16 protein-coding genes and 1 tRNA gene are annotated in these 17,234 nt (G+C 57.4%); 7 read left to right on the top strand and 10 right to left on the bottom strand.

Annotation, left to right across the window (positions count from 1 at the left end; all coding sequences use genetic code 11):
* Positions 1 to 9 precede the first annotated feature (9 nt).
* From SRB521_RS04910 to SRB521_RS04875, 8 genes are all read right to left on the bottom strand, one after another.
* Positions 10 to 576 (bottom strand): nitroreductase family protein, encoded by a 567-nt coding sequence (locus SRB521_RS04910; RefSeq protein WP_193788514.1) that lies wholly within the window; start codon positions 574 to 576, stop codon positions 10 to 12.
* Between the two features lie 12 nt (positions 577 to 588).
* Positions 589 to 1,209, bottom strand: coding sequence for a regulatory protein RecX (locus tag SRB521_RS04905; RefSeq protein ID WP_116722548.1), 621 nt, complete (start codon positions 1,207 to 1,209; stop codon positions 589 to 591).
* Positions 1,196 to 2,308 carry a recombinase RecA gene (gene recA, locus SRB521_RS04900; RefSeq protein WP_075704260.1) on the bottom strand — a complete coding sequence of 371 codons (1,113 nt, stop codon included), beginning with the start codon at positions 2,306 to 2,308 and terminating at the stop codon, positions 1,196 to 1,198. The genes SRB521_RS04905 and recA overlap by 14 nt, the downstream gene beginning before the upstream one ends.
* 21 nt (positions 2,309 to 2,329) lie before the next feature.
* On the bottom strand, positions 2,330 to 3,193 hold the full coding sequence (prmC, locus tag SRB521_RS04895) for a peptide chain release factor N(5)-glutamine methyltransferase (RefSeq protein WP_116722549.1): 864 nt from the start codon (positions 3,191 to 3,193) through the stop codon (positions 2,330 to 2,332).
* 46 nt (positions 3,194 to 3,239) lie between these two features.
* Positions 3,240 to 4,223, bottom strand: a complete 984-nt coding sequence (locus SRB521_RS04890; protein ID WP_075704262.1) for a DUF1385 domain-containing protein — start codon at positions 4,221 to 4,223, stop codon at positions 3,240 to 3,242.
* Between the two features lie 96 nt (positions 4,224 to 4,319).
* On the bottom strand, positions 4,320 to 5,729 hold the full coding sequence (locus SRB521_RS04885; protein WP_116722550.1) for a sensor histidine kinase: 1,410 nt from the start codon (positions 5,727 to 5,729) through the stop codon (positions 4,320 to 4,322).
* Positions 5,730 to 5,857: 128 nt separating this feature from the next.
* Positions 5,858 to 6,547 (bottom strand): response regulator transcription factor, encoded by a 690-nt coding sequence (locus SRB521_RS04880; protein ID WP_033118168.1) that lies wholly within the window; start codon positions 6,545 to 6,547, stop codon positions 5,858 to 5,860.
* Between the two features lie 19 nt (positions 6,548 to 6,566).
* Entirely contained in the window at positions 6,567 to 7,958 is a 1,392-nt protein-coding gene (locus SRB521_RS04875; protein ID WP_075704264.1) for a hypothetical protein, read from the bottom strand.
* Positions 7,959 to 8,114: 156 nt separating this feature from the next.
* Here SRB521_RS04875 and SRB521_RS04870 point away from each other — a divergent pair.
* The 3 genes from SRB521_RS04870 to SRB521_RS04860 all read left to right on the top strand — a co-directional run bounded on the left by SRB521_RS04870 (position 8,115) and on the right by SRB521_RS04860 (position 10,846).
* A tRNA-Leu gene (locus SRB521_RS04870) sits at positions 8,115 to 8,201 on the top strand.
* A 447-nt stretch (positions 8,202 to 8,648) separates the two neighbouring features.
* Positions 8,649 to 9,080 carry an acyl-CoA thioesterase gene (locus SRB521_RS04865; protein ID WP_033118170.1) on the top strand — a complete coding sequence of 144 codons (432 nt, stop codon included), beginning with the start codon at positions 8,649 to 8,651 and terminating at the stop codon, positions 9,078 to 9,080.
* 344 nt (positions 9,081 to 9,424) lie between these two features.
* Positions 9,425 to 10,846, top strand: coding sequence for an APC family permease (locus tag SRB521_RS04860; RefSeq protein ID WP_116722551.1), 1,422 nt, complete (start codon positions 9,425 to 9,427; stop codon positions 10,844 to 10,846).
* 107 nt (positions 10,847 to 10,953) lie between these two features.
* Here the strand turns inward: SRB521_RS04860 and SRB521_RS04855 are convergent, their stop codons facing one another.
* Positions 10,954 to 11,760: a MerR family transcriptional regulator gene (locus SRB521_RS04855; RefSeq protein WP_116722552.1), complete on the bottom strand. Its 807-nt coding sequence runs from the start codon at positions 11,758 to 11,760 to the stop codon at positions 10,954 to 10,956.
* Positions 11,761 to 11,836: 76 nt separating this feature from the next.
* On the opposite strand from SRB521_RS04855, the gene SRB521_RS04850 reads away from it, so the two are divergent.
* The 3 genes from SRB521_RS04850 to SRB521_RS04840 all read left to right on the top strand — a co-directional run bounded on the left by SRB521_RS04850 (position 11,837) and on the right by SRB521_RS04840 (position 14,861).
* Positions 11,837 to 13,171, top strand: coding sequence for an MATE family efflux transporter (locus SRB521_RS04850; RefSeq protein ID WP_242976599.1), 1,335 nt, complete (start codon positions 11,837 to 11,839; stop codon positions 13,169 to 13,171).
* A gap of 119 nt (positions 13,172 to 13,290) precedes the next feature.
* Positions 13,291 to 13,974 carry a helix-turn-helix domain-containing protein gene (locus tag SRB521_RS04845; protein WP_116722673.1) on the top strand — a complete coding sequence of 228 codons (684 nt, stop codon included), beginning with the start codon at positions 13,291 to 13,293 and terminating at the stop codon, positions 13,972 to 13,974.
* Positions 13,857 to 14,861 (top strand): IS3 family transposase, encoded by a 1,005-nt coding sequence (locus SRB521_RS04840; RefSeq protein ID WP_116722672.1) that lies wholly within the window; start codon positions 13,857 to 13,859, stop codon positions 14,859 to 14,861. Before SRB521_RS04845 ends, SRB521_RS04840 begins: the two co-directional genes overlap by 118 nt.
* Before the next feature lie 60 nt (positions 14,862 to 14,921).
* Here SRB521_RS04840 and SRB521_RS04835 read toward each other — a convergent pair whose 3' ends face one another.
* Positions 14,922 to 16,103, bottom strand: a complete 1,182-nt coding sequence (locus tag SRB521_RS04835; protein WP_165366563.1) for a MalY/PatB family protein — start codon at positions 16,101 to 16,103, stop codon at positions 14,922 to 14,924.
* A gap of 307 nt (positions 16,104 to 16,410) precedes the next feature.
* Here SRB521_RS04835 and SRB521_RS04830 point away from each other — a divergent pair, with 307 nt between their 5' ends.
* Positions 16,411 to 17,079 carry a helix-turn-helix transcriptional regulator gene (locus SRB521_RS04830; protein ID WP_033118175.1) on the top strand — a complete coding sequence of 223 codons (669 nt, stop codon included), beginning with the start codon at positions 16,411 to 16,413 and terminating at the stop codon, positions 17,077 to 17,079.
* Positions 17,080 to 17,234: the final 155 nt, after the last annotated feature.

Raw genomic sequence — 17,234 nt, 5'->3', positions numbered from 1 at the left:
CTTTGCGGTTTAGATAAAGTCGCAGCGGCCCTCCCGGCGGGGCGGCATTTTAGGCGCCTGGTCCGGGTATCCGAGGGTGATGGCGGCCACGAACTCGCCCTTCCCGGGCGCAAATTTTCTCCGGATCTCGTCGCTGTAGCCCATACGCTGGGCGGCGCTCATCCAGCAGGAGCCCACCCCTTTGGCCCAGGCGGCCAGCATCAGATTTTCCAATGCCGCGGACACCGACTGCATAGCCCCATCCCGATCGGGGTAGTTATCCTTCAGAAAAAACGCCAGTACGCAGACCGGAGCGCCGCCCAGACTGGTAAAAAAGGTCTCTGTCTCCTGGAGGGTCTCCGGATGCCGCTGAAAGCGGTCTACGAGCACGGGGTGGAATTTTTCCTTCACTTCCCGCATCACCTTCCGGAACTCCTCCATCTTTTCCGGCGTCCGGATCACAACAAAATACCAATGCTGCATGTTAACCGCCGAGGGCGCGCAGGCTGCCGCAGCCAATATCTCTTTCAGGGTCTCCTCCGGGATGGGGTCGCGCTTGTACATTCGGATACTGCGGCGGGTAAACAGACACTCCATGGCATCCACAGGTCATTCCTCCTCAATCTCCGCACCATAGCGGCGCAGTCCTGCGTGAATGTCCCCCCAGGAATACCCCCGGCGGGCCAGCGCGTCGGATGCGCGCTTGAGCGCTTTCTGGTCGGCCGCGCCTCCGCCCAGCCTGCGCCGGAGGAGGGCGTCAATGATCTCCGCCGGGTCCTCTGCCTCCTGGAGGGCGTCTTCCCAGTACGGTTTGGGGATGCCCCGGCGATAGAGCTCGTCCCGGAGCTTATAGGGGCCATACCCCTTGGCCGCGTATTGCCGAACCAGACTCTTGGCGTACTCCTCATCGTTGAGGAGTCCAAGGCCCTCCAGCCAGTCGGCTACACCCTCGGCCTCCTCCTGACCGGCCTCCCACGACTTCAGCCGATCCGTCAGCTCTTTTCGGGACATAGGCCGGTCCGTCAACGCGTTCAGGGCCTTTTCCCGGAGGGCGCGCTCCCGTGAGGCCGCCCGCAGCGCGGCCAACTGCGCCTCCGAGAGCTCCAGCCCCGTGTAGAGAGCAAAGTCGGCCATCTCGTTCTCGCCCACCCGAAGAATATCTCCGCTCTCCAGATGGATCAGAAAACGGCCCTTCTTCCGCTTGCTGGGCTCCAGCTTACTGATCTTCATCCTCGAAGTCCTCGGCGGACACATCCACCGCCCGGCCGGCCGCCTTGGCCGCAGCCTTGGCCTGGGTGGGCATCAGCTTATACGCATTGGCCCGGATGTCCTCTTCCAACTGCTCCGCCACCTCGGGATGATCCCGCAGGTACTGCTTGGCGGCGTCCTTGCCCTGTCCCATACGGGTCTCTCCCATGGCGAACCAAGAGCCGGACTTCTGGACCAGGTCCAGTTGGATACCGATATCGATGAGCTCTCCGATCTTGGAGATGCCCTCACCGAACATGATGTCGAATTCCGCTGTACGGAAGGGGGGCGCCACCTTATTTTTGACCACTTTGGCCTTGACATGGTTGCCCACCATCTCACTGCCGACCTTCAGCGTCTCCACCTTGCGCACGTCAATGCGGACGGAGGCGTAGAACTTGAGGGCCCGTCCTCCGGTGGTGACCTCGGGGTTGCCGTACATCACGCCCACCTTTTCCCGGAGCTGGTTGATAAAGATCACGATGCAGTTGGTCTTGGCGATGGAACCCGCCAGCTTCCGCAGTGCCTGGCTCATCAGCCGGGCCAGCAGGCCTACATGGGAGTCGCCCATGTCCCCTTCGATCTCGGCCCGAGGGGTGAGCGCGGCCACCGAGTCCACCACCACCACGTCGATGGCGCCGGAGCGCACCAGAGCTTCACAGATCTCCAGCCCCTGCTCGCCGGTGTCCGGCTGAGAAATCAGCATAGAGTCGATGTCCACCCCCAGAGCGCGGGCATATGAGGGGTCGAGGGCGTGCTCGGCGTCTATGAAGGCGACCTCGCCGCCCCGCTTCTGGGCTTCCGCCACAATATGGAGGGCCAGAGTGGTCTTGCCGGAGGATTCCGGTCCATAGATCTCCACGATCCTGCCCTTGGGTACGCCGCCAATCCCCAGCGCCAAGTCCAGAGACAGCGACCCGGTGGGGATGGCCTCCACCACCACGCCGGTGTTCTCCCCCAGACGCATGATGGACCCCTTGCCGTAGGCCTTTTCGATCTGAGCCATGCAGGTTTCCAGCGCCTTCCGCTTGTCGCTGGCGGGCGCCGCAGCCTCCACGGCGGCCTTCTTTTTATCTGCCAAGTTTGATCATCCTTCCAAACATCAGTGATTTGCCGTTCCCTCCACTACACGCCAGATCCCTCTGGTATCCTGGTGGGTGACAATGTTCTCAAAGCCGTTTTGCGCCATAATTTGTTCCACATCGGGGGCCTGCCCTATGCCGACTTCAAAGATCAGCGTGCCTCCCAGACGGAGGGCCGTCCCCCATCTGGCCGAAACCGCCCGGTAGAAATCCAGGCCGTCCTCGCCCCCGTCCAACGCGCCCCAGGGCTCATAATCCCTGACAGACACGTCCAGATTCGCCAAATCCCCATGGGGAATATAGGGTGGATTGCAGGCAATCACGTCAAAGTCCCAAAGGGCCGAGGCCGGGGCGGTCATGGCATCGGCCTGAACACAGGTCACCCTGGCGTTGAGCTGGTTGCGCCGGACGTTCTGCTTACAGATGCGCAGCGCCCCCTCCGACAGGTCGGTCAGCACCACGCGGCAGTCCGGAGCATTGGCAGCCACTGCCAGGCCCACACAGCCGCTTCCGGCGCACAGATCCAGTACTCTGGCCCCGTCCCCCGCCGCCCGCGTCAGGAGGATGGCCCGTTCCGCCAGCACCTCCGTATCGGAGCGCGGAATCAGCACCTCCCGGGAAATATCCAGTGGAAGGCCGTAAAACTCCCACTCTCCGATGATGTAGGCCACTGGCTCTCCGGACAGGCGGCGGCGTGTCAACTCCTCCACCCTGTCCTCCACCTCCTTGGAGGCGTAAAGGGTTAGGTCCCGGAAGAACTGCTCCCGCGTCTTGTCCGCCGCGAAGCATACCAGCTCCCGCGCCTCAAGCTGGGCCATCTCCACGCCCGCCGCCTTCAGCCGCTTGCGGGTATCCAGATATAGATTGTTGTAGGTGGTCGCCATGCTCTCACCGCCTGAAATAGTTGTTTCTCTCAGGGCCGCAAAGAACTCACCACTGGTCCTTTCCCTTTTCCTTGGGGAGCACCTGCTTCAGCGCCTCGATGCCCACCTCGATCATGGAGTCGTCCGGCTCAAAGGTAGTCCAGCGCTGAATGGCCATGCCGGGCCGCCGAACGGCGCGGCAGAAGAGATTGTCGTGTCCTCCCACATAGCGGTTGAATTCCCAGGTAAGTCCCACCACCACGGGCAGGAGGGCCAGATGGACCAGCGTCCGCAGCCACGGGTTGGTGAATTGCCAAAAGGCAAAAACGACGCTGGAGAGGAGGATCGATACCACGATCACGACAAAGAGGAAACTGGTGCCGCACCGCGGGTGGTGTTTGGGCTGGATGCGCACGTTCTCCACCGTCAGCGCCAGCCCCTTTTCATAACAGAAGATCGTCTTGTGCTCCGCACCATGGTAAGAAAAGACCCGGCGGATGTCCTTCATCTTGGAGCACAGGATCAAGTACCCCAGAAAAATGACCACCCGCGTGGCCCCCTCCACCACGTTTCTGGCCCACAAGGGGACAGCCGGGAAAAAATACATGATCGCTCCGGAGAGCAGCGTCGGCAGCACAAAAAAGAGGCCGACAGAAAAGGCCATACCCAGGATGACCGCCAAGGTGGTGAAAAGGGACATCGCATTTTCACTCCCCAGCTTTTTGTCCAGCCACTGCTCGAATCGGGAGGGTTCCTCCTCCCCCGCTTCATCCTCGGGGTAAAACTCCGCCGAGTACATCAGGGCGGTGACGCCGGTATACATGGAGGTGCAGAAATTGACTACTCCGCGGATAAAGGGCCAGCCCAAGATGGGGTGTCGGTCCTTGATGAGCTTGCGCTCCTCGGTCTTGATTTCCAGTCCGCCGTCCGGACGGCGGACCACAATGGATTTTTTCTCAGGCCCCAGCATCATGATCCCCTCGATAAGGGCCTGCCCGCCGATCATGGTGCGGAAGGGCGTGGCGCAGGATTGCGGTTCTTTTTCAGGCATTCTGTTTGGTTCTCCTTCGCTATGTAGCGTTGTGTCCTTACTATATCAAATGCATTGGAAAAATGCAAGGTTTTTATCGAACTCACGTTCTATCCCTCAGCTGCCGATCGGCAGGCGGATGGTGACGATGCACCCTCCGCCCTCAGCGTTGCCAATATCCAGGCGACCGTTGTGCCGGGTGACGATCTCCTCGCACACCGCAAGGCCGATCCCGGACCCTCTGGCCTTGGAGCTGCCTTTGTAAAACTTGTATTTGACGTGGGGGAGCTCCTCCTCCGGGATACCGGGCCCATAGTCCCGGATGGTGATGACGGCGGCATCCCCCTCCCGGCGGATCGCCGTATCGATGCGCTTGCCGGAGCCACCGTGCTTGGCCGCGTTGTCCAGCAGATTGCAGAACACCTGGCGCATCCGCTCCGGGTCGCCCGGAATGGGGGGGAACTCCTCTTCACAGTCGGTGTGGGTGAGAGTAATGCCCTCCCGGCGGAAAAACTCCGTATATGTGTACACCGCGTCCTCCAGCTCCGCCTTGATGTCCATGGGTTCTACGGAGAGGGTGAAGCGCCCGTCCTCGATGCGTGAAAACTCCAGGAGCTCCTCCACCATGTTGGTGAGCCGCCGGGCCTCGGAGACAATGATGCCCATCCCCTTCTTCACATCGGAGGCGTCCCGTACCTCCCCGTTCATGATGGTCTCGGCCCAGCCGTTGATAGCGGTGAGAGGGGTGCGCAGCTCATGGGACACGGAAGAGATGAACTCCGACTTCATCTTCTCCGACTGCTTGATCTTCATGGACATATCGTTGACAGCGTCGATCAGATCGCCCACTTCGTCGTCATATTTTTTCTCCATCTGGATGCCATAAGATCCGGCGGCGATGCGCTTCGCGGTATCGGTGACCGCCGTGACCGGCTCTACGATGGAGCGCACGAAATAGAGGTTGGAAAAGTAGACCAGAAGTACGATAGTCGCGCCTACCGCCAGCGCCGCGGCCACGATCTTCACCACCTGGATGTCCGCACGGCTCAGGGATGTAACCATGCGGATGACCCCTATCAGCGTACCGTTGCGGCTGACGATGGGCGCGGAGACCGACATGATCCGTTCTCCGGTGACCGGCGCGGTCCCCGACCATGAGGATTGCTTTCTCTCCTCTATGGCGCCGGTCACATCCGGCGTATTGGGGTAGGAGCCGGAGATGGTCAGGTCGTTGGTGGACTCATAGATGCTGCCGCTGGGGTTGATGATCTGGAGCTCCAGGCGGTTTTTCTCCGTAAAATTCTGGACATAGTTGCTCGCGCTCTGATAGTACTCGCTCCGGGATTTGACGCTGCTGAAATAGGGCAGGGCCGACGTGATCCGCGAGTTGAGTCCAATGCTCATGGTGGAATAAAAGTAACTGGTAATGGCCGCCGAAAAGGCCGCCACGGCAAACAGGACGATAAGCAGGACGGCGGAAATACTGTTGAGCATCCAGCGCTTCCGAATCCCCTTCACTTTTGCCATGTATTCCACCTCCTCCTGGTTTTGCAGGGTCCCGCCTCTTCATCCGCCCGTGACAAATCCATTGCCTAACCGCCAGGTCTTACCCGGCAAACCATTATGTGCGCCTTCGCCTCACCCCGATGGGGCCGTCAGAATCCCCACTTGTACCCGTATCCCCACACTGTGGTGATATAGCTTGGGTTCGTGGGATCGTCCTCGATCTTGATGCGCAGGCGGCGGATATTCACATCCACGATCTTTAGTTCGCCGAAGTAGTCTCGCCCCCACACCGCGTCCAAGATCTCTTCACGGGAGAGGGCCTTGCCCGGGTTGTCCATGAAAAGCTTCATGATAGAATACTCTACCTGGGTCAGCTTGACCCGTGCCCCATTTTTCTCCAGGGTACGGTTGCGGGTATTCAGCAGGAAGGGCGGCTGGCTGATCTCTCCGGCATCCATTTCTACGTCGCCTCCCGTGCGGCGGTAAAGGGCGTCTACCCGGGCGGTGAGCTCCGCCGGAGAGAAGGGCTTGGTCACATAGTCATCCGCCCCTGTCATCAGTCCGGTGACCTTGTCCATCTCCTGGGTACGGGCAGTGAGCATGATGATTCCGATTTTCGAATCGCTGGCCCGGATGCGGCGGCAGACCTCGAAGCCGTCCATATCATCGGGCAGCATGATATCCAAAAGGGCCACCTTGATGTCCGGATTCCGGCGCAGCTGGGCCAGCGCCTCCTCGCCGGTGGCGGCCTCAATGGCCTCATATCCCGCCCGCTTCAGGTTGATGACCACAAAGCTGCGGATATTGGCCTCGTCTTCCAGTACCAATACTTTTTTCAAGTGGGACACTCCTTTCCGTTCAGGATGCTGAGGTGAGGTCTGGCTGGATCAGGTGGAAGAGCTCTGTCAAGGACTCCTCTGTGAGCCCACAGTCCCAGCCGCTGCCGTCAATGAACTCCGCAGCATAAATGGCGTCGTCCTGAGACAGCAGAATGAAGCGGTTCCCCGCATGAGCCCTGGCCGTCTGGTTGGGGCCCGTAAGCTTGTAGATCGCCAGGAAGGGCTGCGGCTCCTGATTCTCCACCGCAGGATAGGGATAGAACAGTACGCCCCGTTCTCCGCTGCCCGAGTTGTCCTGTCGGGCCAGGGCGATCTTGCCCTGCCAGCTGTCCGGCAGCGTCAGATACCACCCATCCTCCCCGTTATAATAGGTTATCCTCGCCACCGAAGCCGCCCCGGAGAGATCGTACTGCATCCACTGGACCGAGTAGAAATTCTCGGCGCTTCCCGTCGGTCTCAGTTCCGGGAAGGCGATGGGCCGCGGGACCTCCAGATAGCCGTCCGCATTGATATCCTGGATGGAAATGCTGTTGCTCAGCCGGAAGGTCCCATCACTCATCCCGGTGTTGGAATTGAGGGTGATGTTGACCAGATCCGACTCCCGCCAAGCAAAAATATCCGTAATGACGCCGGTGGTCAGCGACGAGGTCACAAACAGAGCGGGTTCTGCAATCTCTCCATTTCGGAGATATCCAGGCTGGGGCTTGGTGTTGCTGACCAATCCGGTAATGGCGTCCGACATAGGCGCGCTGCTGCGCAGTACCATCTGCCCCTCCCGGTAGTCATAATAGTCGGCCTGACAGATGCCCTCTACCGTGTTCAGGTTCAAAACCACGATCTCCTGCTGGTTGTCCTTGTCCATGTCCATCAGGGTATATTCCGTATAGGAGACGGCGGGGAGGACCACATTCGCCTCTCCACCGCTCACCGAGTAAGCCATCAGGCGGTACATCTGGTCGCTCAGCCGCCAACTCACCACCAGCTCTCTGTCGGTCTCCCCGTTCGGGCCTGTGTGCCCGTCCAGGTCCACATAGGAAATAGAGTTGATGGCAGTGCCCTCCCCTTCTATGATGGTTTGGACCGCATATTGGCCTTCCTCGGTCTGGTGATAAATGTAGATCTTCAGTGGGGGAGAGTTGTCGACCGCCGTGGTCCGGAAAAAGGCCACCGCCTCCTGTACGCCGTCACCGTCCAGGTCCATAAGCTGGACCGGCTGGGTATAGCTTCCCGTAAGGGGGCCCGCATACTCCGCATTGGCGTTGCGCACCTTGTCGATCTCCATCTGCAGGTTGGTATAATCCTCCGCTGCCTTGGGCACCGTGTACAGGTCCTCCGGCGAGTTGAACGAGCATCCGCCCAGCAATACCAGGACCGCCGTCAGCAGCAGCGGCCTCCATCCGTTTTTCCACATATCGGCAGCCCTCCCTTTGACGCAGATGAATCTTTTTTGTATCATACCATAAATCCCTCTCTTTGGGTATGGGAATTTCGGAATTTTGTCTCCACAAATCGAAAATAGATACTTGCTTCCTGCCGCCGCTTTGTGTATAATAAATGAGCATGATTTGCCGGTATGATGGAATTGGTAGACGTGACGGACTCAAAATCCGTTGGTGGCGACATCGTGTCGGTTCGAGTCCGACTACCGGCACCAAATATAATCCGAACCTATTTCCAATCGGTGATAGGTTCGGATTATTTGCTTTCTTTTACCGCTACGCAAGCATCTACTTCCGGAACGGAGTAAGTGCAAGCCAACCTCCAAGTCGAGATGCTCCGGCCAAGTCAGAGGCTAGAGCGATCCCTGAAAGGTCTGCTGGCTACATTTCTTTCCCGGGCTATCCTTTAAGAGGTTTCATCGTTCTCTAGAGATCCGTAAATGAGTCAACAATTTCTTTCATCCCATCTTACTCTGTTAGTTGCTCCGCCTCAACTGGTTTCGTATGTATTCCGCTATCTGCTTTTATTCCGCCCTGCTATGTCTACGCAATAGCCTCTAGCCCCAAAGTGGCGGTTAGCATATTAGCAATAGGGATACTTTATTGTTTTGCGGCGGCTGTCTCATTACTGCTATCTCTATTAAAAATAGGAGGGCTCTTCTATGAAAAAATACTATGCCACACACCTAGTCAAAAGTGAAGATCTCAATCACCACGGCACCCTGTTTGCCGCGCGGACGGCCTCTTGGTTCGTCGAGTCGGCCTTTATCGCCGCCGCCTGCGAGCATGGCGACCCCAGCGAAATCGTCTGCCGCAATATCCACGGTATGTCTTTCCGCACACCGGTACGCAACGGCTCCGTGGTCAGATTTACCAGCCGCGTCGTCCACACCGGCTCCACCAGCCTGATGGTCCATGTAGAGGTCTCGGATGAACTCACCGGGCAGTTGGCCGTGGACGGCTACCTGACCTTTGTCACCGTTTATAAAGAGACCGGTGAAAAGCATCCCCATGGTATCGTACTGGATGAGCCTGAGGATGCGCATGAGGTTGCCGAGCGGGAGGGCGCGCAGCGGCTGCGTGCGGGCCTCTAAAACCACGGGAGCATTTCTCCGTCAGATCGCTCGGGGCGTTGGAGATACCGTCGATCTGCAAGGAGGCTCCGCCCACCGGCGCCCCCAAAAGATTTAATGTTCTCGTAACAGTTTTAAAGCGCTTCTTTAACATCTATGGGGTACTATAAGATTTGCAAGAGACAAATTCTTTCATTTCATTGTATCCTCTTTCCTTTCAGAGCGGACCGGACGTCAGGAGCAGGCGTCCGGCCCGCTCTGTTTTTCACCGGAAGCCACCGCTCGACTTTTTCATCTCTCTATGATATACTAAACGGGCAAGAGACCGCTGCGGCGGTCTTTTCCGTGCAAAGGATGTGTATTCCATGGCCCATTTCCCCGAGAAACAATCCATCAGCTTTTTCGGCCTGGTCGCTATGGGGATCGGCTGTATGCTGGGGACCTCCTGGTTGCTGCTCACGGGCACTTGGCTGGAAACCGCCGGCGGCCCCCTCAATCTAATCGTGGCCTTTGCGCTGTGTATCATCATAGAGCTGCCCTTCGCCTTTGCCTATATGGAGGCCATCCCCATGCTGCCCCTGGCGGGAGGCGAGGTGGTCTACTCCGCCGCCGCTTTCGGGAGCCGGGGCGGCTTCGTGGTCGGTTGGGCCGGCGTTCTGATGAACGCGATCGTCTTTTGCTGGGTGGATCTGGCCGCGCTCTCCCTGCTGGACGAACTCTTTCCCGCATTGGGCCGGACTTGTTTTTTGTATGCGGTCGGCGGATACAGCGTCACCTTGCCCAATGTGGTCGTACAGCTTGTGCTGGCCGGTGCCATCCTCTACATTCAGTATAGGGGCGCCAGCGTGTGCGCCGCTTTGGCCAAGATCGCCACCGTCACCTTGCTGGTGATGTGCATTGCCGGGCTGGCCGCCGCTTTCGTTCACTTCGATCCCGCCATCTACGCCTCGGACGGCGGGCTGGACTTTGATCTCAGTGGTTCCCTGTCCCTTCTTTCCCTGCTGGTGTTCTCCGTGGCCGGCTGGGAGACGGTGGCTAAGGCAGCTGCCGACGCCACGGGAAAAGCGGCCCGAAAAGCAGGCTGGGCCCTCATCGTCTGTCTTTTCCTGGTCACCTCCATGCTGTGTCTGGTATCCACAGCCGTAGCGGGCAACCTGCCCTGGCGGGAAGCCATTGGGCGGACCGCCCCCTTTGCCGACGTGTTGGTCGACATCACCGGCGTCCCGGCCGTGCGGCTGCTCTTCTTAGTCACCGCTTTCGTGGGCGCCGTAGGCGTAATGAACTCCACCCTCTATTCTGCCGCCAGGATGATGTACGGCCTGGCCCAGTTCGACTTGGTGTCCCGCTGGTTCGACCGGCTCCACCCGAAATGCGGCACACCCACCCGGTGCATCTGGTTCACCGCCTCCTTCGTGCTACTGGCCCCTTTTACCGGGAAGCTTTTCTTCCTTCCCCTCATCAATATTGCCTCCTTGGCCACCATCGTCATGTGGGTCATGACTCTCGCCGCGGTGCTGTGGCTGCGGAAAAAGTATCCCGACCTCCACCGCCCGGTTTATATGCCGGGCGGACGGCCCATGGCGGCCTTTGGTATCGCCGCCTCTTTGTTTCTCTGCGCAAACATTCTCCTCCCCTTCTTCCCCGGGGCGCTTGGCACATTGGAATATGGGGTGGCCGCTGCGCTGGCTGTGGTGGGCGCTCTGCTCTACCACCGCAGGGACCGCACGGTCACAGATGCGCTCCGGGCGTCAAGTATGTTCGGCGGTCTTCTCACAAGAAAGCCTTAGTCGGCCGCACCCGCACGAACACGCCGGGTTCCCCTAGAAAATCCTTTCTCCCCATAATCGTTTTACCGCCCCGAAACGCCGGACGCAGAATCTGCGTCCGGCGTTTCTTATGCGCGCGCCACTCTGACCTGGAGCTCCGTCACATACTCCTCCTCCCGGTTGGTATCGTGGGCGTCGATGTGGTAGAGCTCCAGAGGCGGGCCGTCCGGAGTCAGCCCCTGGGCCTCCAGGCCGGCCCGCAGTGCTCTCCAGTGTTCCTCCAGCCGATCATAGGCCCCGCGGTAGAAGAGACTGGCATACTCTCCCCCAGGAAGCGCCGCGTCGTGGGGCCGCTCCTGCTCTGTGAGGAAAAACACGCAGGAGAAGTGGTTGTATACGCCCTTCTTCAGGCTCTCACCGTCCAGGATCGCGCCCATAGTCTGCTTTCCAATGATCTTGATGGAGTCCTGGTGGCGCTTCTCCAGCTTCTTGAGCAAAAAGTCGATCTCCCGCTCCAGGATCACGTCTTCCCGCAGGAAAACATAGGGCCGCGCCCCTATGGTTCTGCTTGTCACCCGCCCCGTCGCCGCCCCGCCATACCGCAGCAGGCGGCTCCGGCGCTCCGACGCCTCCGCCCTGGCCGCCTCCAGTTCGGACATTTTCCGGCGGAGCAGCGCCTCCTCCTCATCCAGAAAATCCAGGGTCACCTCCACCGTGCGCCTTTCCAGGTAGGCTCCGATCTCCTCCACCGGCACCCCCAGCTCCCGCTGGGCCCGGATGATATTCAGCGTGCAGATGTCCTGGATGGTATACATTCGGTAGCCGTTCTCCCCCCGCTCCGGGTGGAGCAGCCCTTTTTCCTCGTAGTACCGCAGGGTATCCGGATGCAGACCGAAGAGCTTGGCGATCTCATGGATTTTATAGAGGTCTTTCATTTTTCTTCCTCCCGGGTATTGACTTTCGGATAATACGAGGGTTTATAGTTGTGATGAGAGAAAAGGAGGTTTTACTTTGGACCTGCTCAAGAGGTTTTTCAAGTTCGTCATCCCATCCATCGTCTCCATGTGGATCTTCTCCCTTTACACCATGGTGGACGGCATCTTCGTGGCCTGGGGGGTGGGAGAACACGCCCTGACGGCCGTGAATCTGTCCATGCCCTTTACCTCGCTGGTCTTTATGGTGGGGATCCTGCTGGCCACCGGTACTTCCACGGTCATCTCCATCGCGCTGGGCCAGGGGGATCTGGACCGCGCCCGGAATTATTTCAATCAGAATCTGTTCGTCACCGGCATTGCCAGCCTGCTGCTGGGTGCGCTGGTCCTCCTCAACCTGGAGCGGGTGGCCCTGTTCCTTGGTGCCACCCCGGACACCCTGGTGTATGTAAAAGAGTATGTAGGCACCATCGCCGCCTTTGCCATCTTCTTTACCATATCCTATAACTTGGAGGTCCAGGTCAAGGCCAACAGCGCCCCCCACATCAGCACCATCGGCGTGATCTCCTGCGCCCTCATGAATGTGGTGCTGGACGCCGTTTTTGTACTGGTCTTTCATTGGGGCGTGTGGGGGGCCGCCTTTGCCACGGGTCTCGCCCAGGTCACGTCCACCTGTGTCTTTTTCGGCTACTTTCTCACCCACCGGGAGCGGCTGCGGGTGGGGAGGTTCAAGCTGGATCTTGCCGCTTATCGCCGCATTCTGCCCCTGGGCCTGTCCGAGGGCCTCAACGAGCTCTCCAACGGTCTGGTCATTTTTCTTTTTAACCACACCATTCTTCGAGTCATCGGCGAGGGCGCACTGGCATCCTACACCATCATCAGCTACGTCAATACTCTGGTCCTCATGACCATGACAGGCACCGCCCAGGGCATGCAGCCACTGGTGAGCTTCCATTTGGGGGCAGGGGAACGAAAAAACTGCCATAGACTGTTGAAATACGGCGTATCCCTGATCGCCGCATTTTCCCTCGTCTCCTTCGCGCTGGGAGAATTAGGGGCTCCCGCCATCGTCTCCGCCTTCCTCCCCACCGACAGCGCCGTTTTCTCCTACTCCATTTCCGCCCTTCGGATGTATTCCTCCTCTTTCCTGGTGCTGGGCTTTAATGTCATCTTTGCCGCCTTCTTCACCGCTGTGGAGCGGCCTGTTTTCGCCTTTTCCATCTCCTTTGGCAGAAGTCTGGTATTGCTGGTGGCCTCCCTGTTGATCCTCTCTTCTCTGTTTGGCGACAAAGGCATCTGGTTTTCCACACTCTGCTCCGAGCTTCTCTGTCTGTGCCTCACCGCGTTCTGCGCCTGGCGTTACTTCCGCAGCCACCGGCGTGAGAACCCGCTTCCGGAGGCGGAACAAGTTTGAGGCTATCATACCTCAATTTTATGCTTCTCCGCAAGGGAAAAGGCGGTCTGCCACTGATATGCTCCCTCTGAAGTAGACAGCAAAAAAATTAAACTGTCGAAACGGAGGGAGCAATTATCATGAGTTTAAAAGGCAAAATACCGCCGGAGGTAAAGATTCAGGCTGTGGAGGACTACCTAGCGATCCGTAAGGGTTCCACACAGATCCGGGAAGAGTTAGGCATACGATTGAGCACTTTCCAGGCATGGCTGCGGAAATATCAGACGGAGGGGCCTGCGGGTCTGCATCCGAAAAAGCATGTTACAAGTTATCCATCCTCACTGAAGCTGGCGGCAGTAGAAGACTACATGGGCGGAGGAGGCTCGCTGGATGCCATGTGCCGCAAATACGGGATTTCCTCCCATGCGGTTTTACAACAATGGATTACGTTGTATAATCAAGGCCATAGAGAGTTCAAGACACGCAGAGCGCGGGAGGAAACAGATATGGCCGAGAAAGAAAAATTATCGCAGGAGCAAAAGCTGCAGGCAGTACTATACTGCTTAGAACATCAACTGGACTACCGGCGGACCAGCGAACAGTACAAGATCACCTATCAGCAGATCTATAGCTGGGTCAAAAAATATCAGGAGCAGGGAGAAGCTGGGTTGCTTGACCGCCGGGGGAGACGCCGCCCTCCTTCCGAATACAGCGAGGAGGAAAAAGCCGCGGCAAAGCTGCGGCAGCTGGAAGCGGAAAACAGAAGGCTTCAAATGGAGAACGATTTCTTAAAAAAATTGAACGAACTGGAGGGGAGGCGGTAAACAGGCTCACACGCCGCAGGAAGGTCTATGAGGCGATCCATACGCTTCGTCAGGAAAAAGGATATGAAATCGCATCGTTATGCGCGTTATCCGGGATTCCCCGCTGTTCTTACTACAAATGGCTTCACCGGGAAGAAAGTGCCTCAGAAAAAGAAAATACCCTCTTGCTGGAAGAAATCATCCGTTTGTACAGCGAAGTAAAAGGCATCTACGGTTATCGCCGTATGACGCTGAATGTGAACAGCCGGCTCAAAAGAAACTACAACCACAAGCGGATTTACCGCCTGATGAAAAGTGTACATATGCAGGCCGTGATACGCCGAAAGAAAAAGCACTATGTCATATTAGAACCGCGTGTTACCGCGGAAAACGTATTGAACAGAGAATTTACGGCAAATGGTCCCAATGAGAAATGGCTGACAGATGTCACAGAATTCAAACTTATCAATGGGAAGAAAGCATACCTGAGTGCGATCCTTGATCTCCATGACAAAAGCATCGTTGCGTATGCACTGGGCCAATCCAACAACAATCAGCTTGTTTTTGACACCTTTGACAGAGCGGTGAGAGCCAACCCCGGCGCCCATCCTCTGTTTCACAGCGACAGGGGCTATCAGTACACCAACCGGCAGTTCAAAGCAAAGCTGGACGGTATCCATGCAACGCAGAGTATGTCCCGGCCCGGCCGCTGCATCGACAACGGCCCTATGGAGGGCTTCTGGGGGATTCTCAAATCTGAAATGTACTACCTCCGGCAATTTCATACCTTCGAGGAATTGAAGAAAGCCATCGACGAATACATAGACTTTTACAATACAAGGCGGCTTCAAGCTAAGTTAAAGGGCCTGGCTCCCCTTGCTTACAGGAACCAGACCCTCGTGGCGTAATTTTTCTTTTTTCATCTGTCTACTTGACAGGGGGCGGTTCACACGGCAGACCGCCTTCTTTTATCCTCGTCTTGCTTTGACTGCCCGCTCTATACGCCTGAGCGCCTCGTCCAGAATGCAGCGGGGACAGGCCAGGTTGATCCGCACAAAACACTCCCCCGCCTCACCGAATTCATAGCCTGCGCAGAAGGCCACGCCCGCCTTCTGGACCATGAAATGTTCCAGTTCCTTTCCCCGCAGACCCAGCGCGCCACAGTCCAGCCACGCCAGATAAGTCCCTTCCGATGGAATCATGCGGATCTCCGGAATGCGTTCCCGCAGAACCCGCTCTAGATGCCGCTTGTTCTCCGAGACATAGTCGATAGCCGCATCCAACCACTCCTCTCCTTCGTTATAGGCGGCAATGAGGGCCTCTATACCGAAGATATTGTCCAACCGGGTCTGGGCGGCCAGCATTTCGCCGTTGAACCGTTCCCGCAGCACTCCGTCTGCCAGGACTACCGTAGCCATGCCCAGCCCTCCCAGATTGAAGCCCTTGTTCGCGGAATAACAGATCATGGATCTCTTCAGCACGTCCTCCCCCAGAGTGCCAAAGGTCACATGGGGATGTTCCTTCGGGACAAAATCACAGTGGATCTCGTCCACCATCATAAAAATGTCATGGCGCAGGCAGATATCGGCCAGTGTCCGCAACTCCTCCCGGGTCCAGACCCGTCCAGTGGGATTGTGAGGGCTGGATAGGAGCAGGGCCTTTACACCGTTTGCCGCCTTGGTCTCCAGATCCACAAAGTCGAAGGTGAACCGCCCCTCTCTCCAGACCAGCGGGGTCTCCACCAACGTCCGCCCGCTCTCCTGCACCATGCCAAAGAGAGGGTCGTAGTTGGGCATCGGGATCATCACCTTGTCTCCCGGCTCTGTGATGAGCCGCAGAAGCACATACATCGCATAGATGACGCCCGGAGGCGCGAAGGCCAGATGCTCCTGCTTCACCTCAAACCCATGGCGGCGCTTGAGCCAGCCCATCACCGCGTCGTAATAGGGCTGCTGGCGGATCCCATAGCCGTAGATGGGATGCTCCGCCCGGCGCTTCACCGCGTCCACCACCGCAGGGGCACAGGGAAAATCCATATCCGCCACCCACATGGGGATCACATCATCCCGGCCATAATATGTGCCGTTGGCATCCCACTTAAAGGAGGCTGTCCCCCGACGGTCGATCCATGTATCAAAATCAAATTTCATTCCGCCCCACCTACCCATACCACAACGATCCAAAGAGTTATGGCGGCCGCTGTCGATGCCTGCGCCCGCCGTTGTCCGGCCAATTTCTGCACATAGAAGCGCCGCTCCTGCCTCCGTTTCTCTCGGATGGCCCCCTCTCGGCGCGGCTATAGCTTGACCATTCAAATAATTTTATTTCATATTGATTATAATTTATTATCATATATTTTGTCAAGAGTAAAATTTTTTATCCTCCAGGATTGAATTTTTTCTCTTTCTGCGCTAAAATGATACTGCTACGCGGCAAATGGCAGAAAGTAGGGATACTATGAGCAACCGCGCACAACTGGAGCGCTACATTCCCATGGTCACTTTTATCAGCGAAATTTGCGGTAAAAACTACGAAGTCATTCTCCACGATGTCTCTGATCCGGAGAATTCCGTGATCTCAATCTTTAACGGCCACTTAAGCGGGCGCAAGGTGGGGGACCCCATGACGGAGCTGGCCCGTAATCTGGTCCGGGATCAAATTTATGAAACACAGGATTTTATCGCAAATTACGAGGGCCGTACCCGCAACGGAAAGCAGTTTGTCTCCTCGACGTACTTTATCAAGGAGCACGGAACGCTGATCGGCCTGATTTGCATCAACCACGATGTCTCTGATTTTTTTGCGATCTCTCAGCATCTTCACGGCCTGATGCGGGCCTTTTCCCTGCCCGGTGAAGACAGCCGGAACAGCTACACGGAAGATCTGGACGACTCCATTCCGGGCCTTTCCACCACTCTTATCCATAACACTGTGCTCAACTTCGGGGTGCCACCATCCCGGATGACGCCTCAGGAAAAGGAGCAAGTCATCCAAGCCTTAGAGCACCAGGGGGTATTCTCTACCAAAGGTTCCGTCGGTCAGGCCGCCAAAGAGCTGAATATCTCAGAACCCACAGTCTATCGCTATCTCCGCCGTATCCGCACCAGGGACGACTCCGACGTGTGATCTTCTCCAGCCTCGCTGTTTTCAGGGAGGCCGTTTTCCTTTGCAAAAAAAGATTGCCTGTCCTTACGTAAGGGCAGGCGATCTTTTTTGTTCTACGCGCCATCTCATTTTTATTTTGTTCTATTGTTCAGAACAGATTATTTATTTTGTTCTAT

It is taken from the genome of Intestinimonas butyriciproducens (assembly GCF_004154955.1).
GTDB classification, from domain to species: domain Bacteria; phylum Bacillota; class Clostridia; order Oscillospirales; family Oscillospiraceae; genus Intestinimonas; species Intestinimonas butyriciproducens.
The sequence above is the reverse complement of the archived record's forward strand: the minus strand, read 5'-3'. Positions and strand labels throughout refer to the sequence as shown.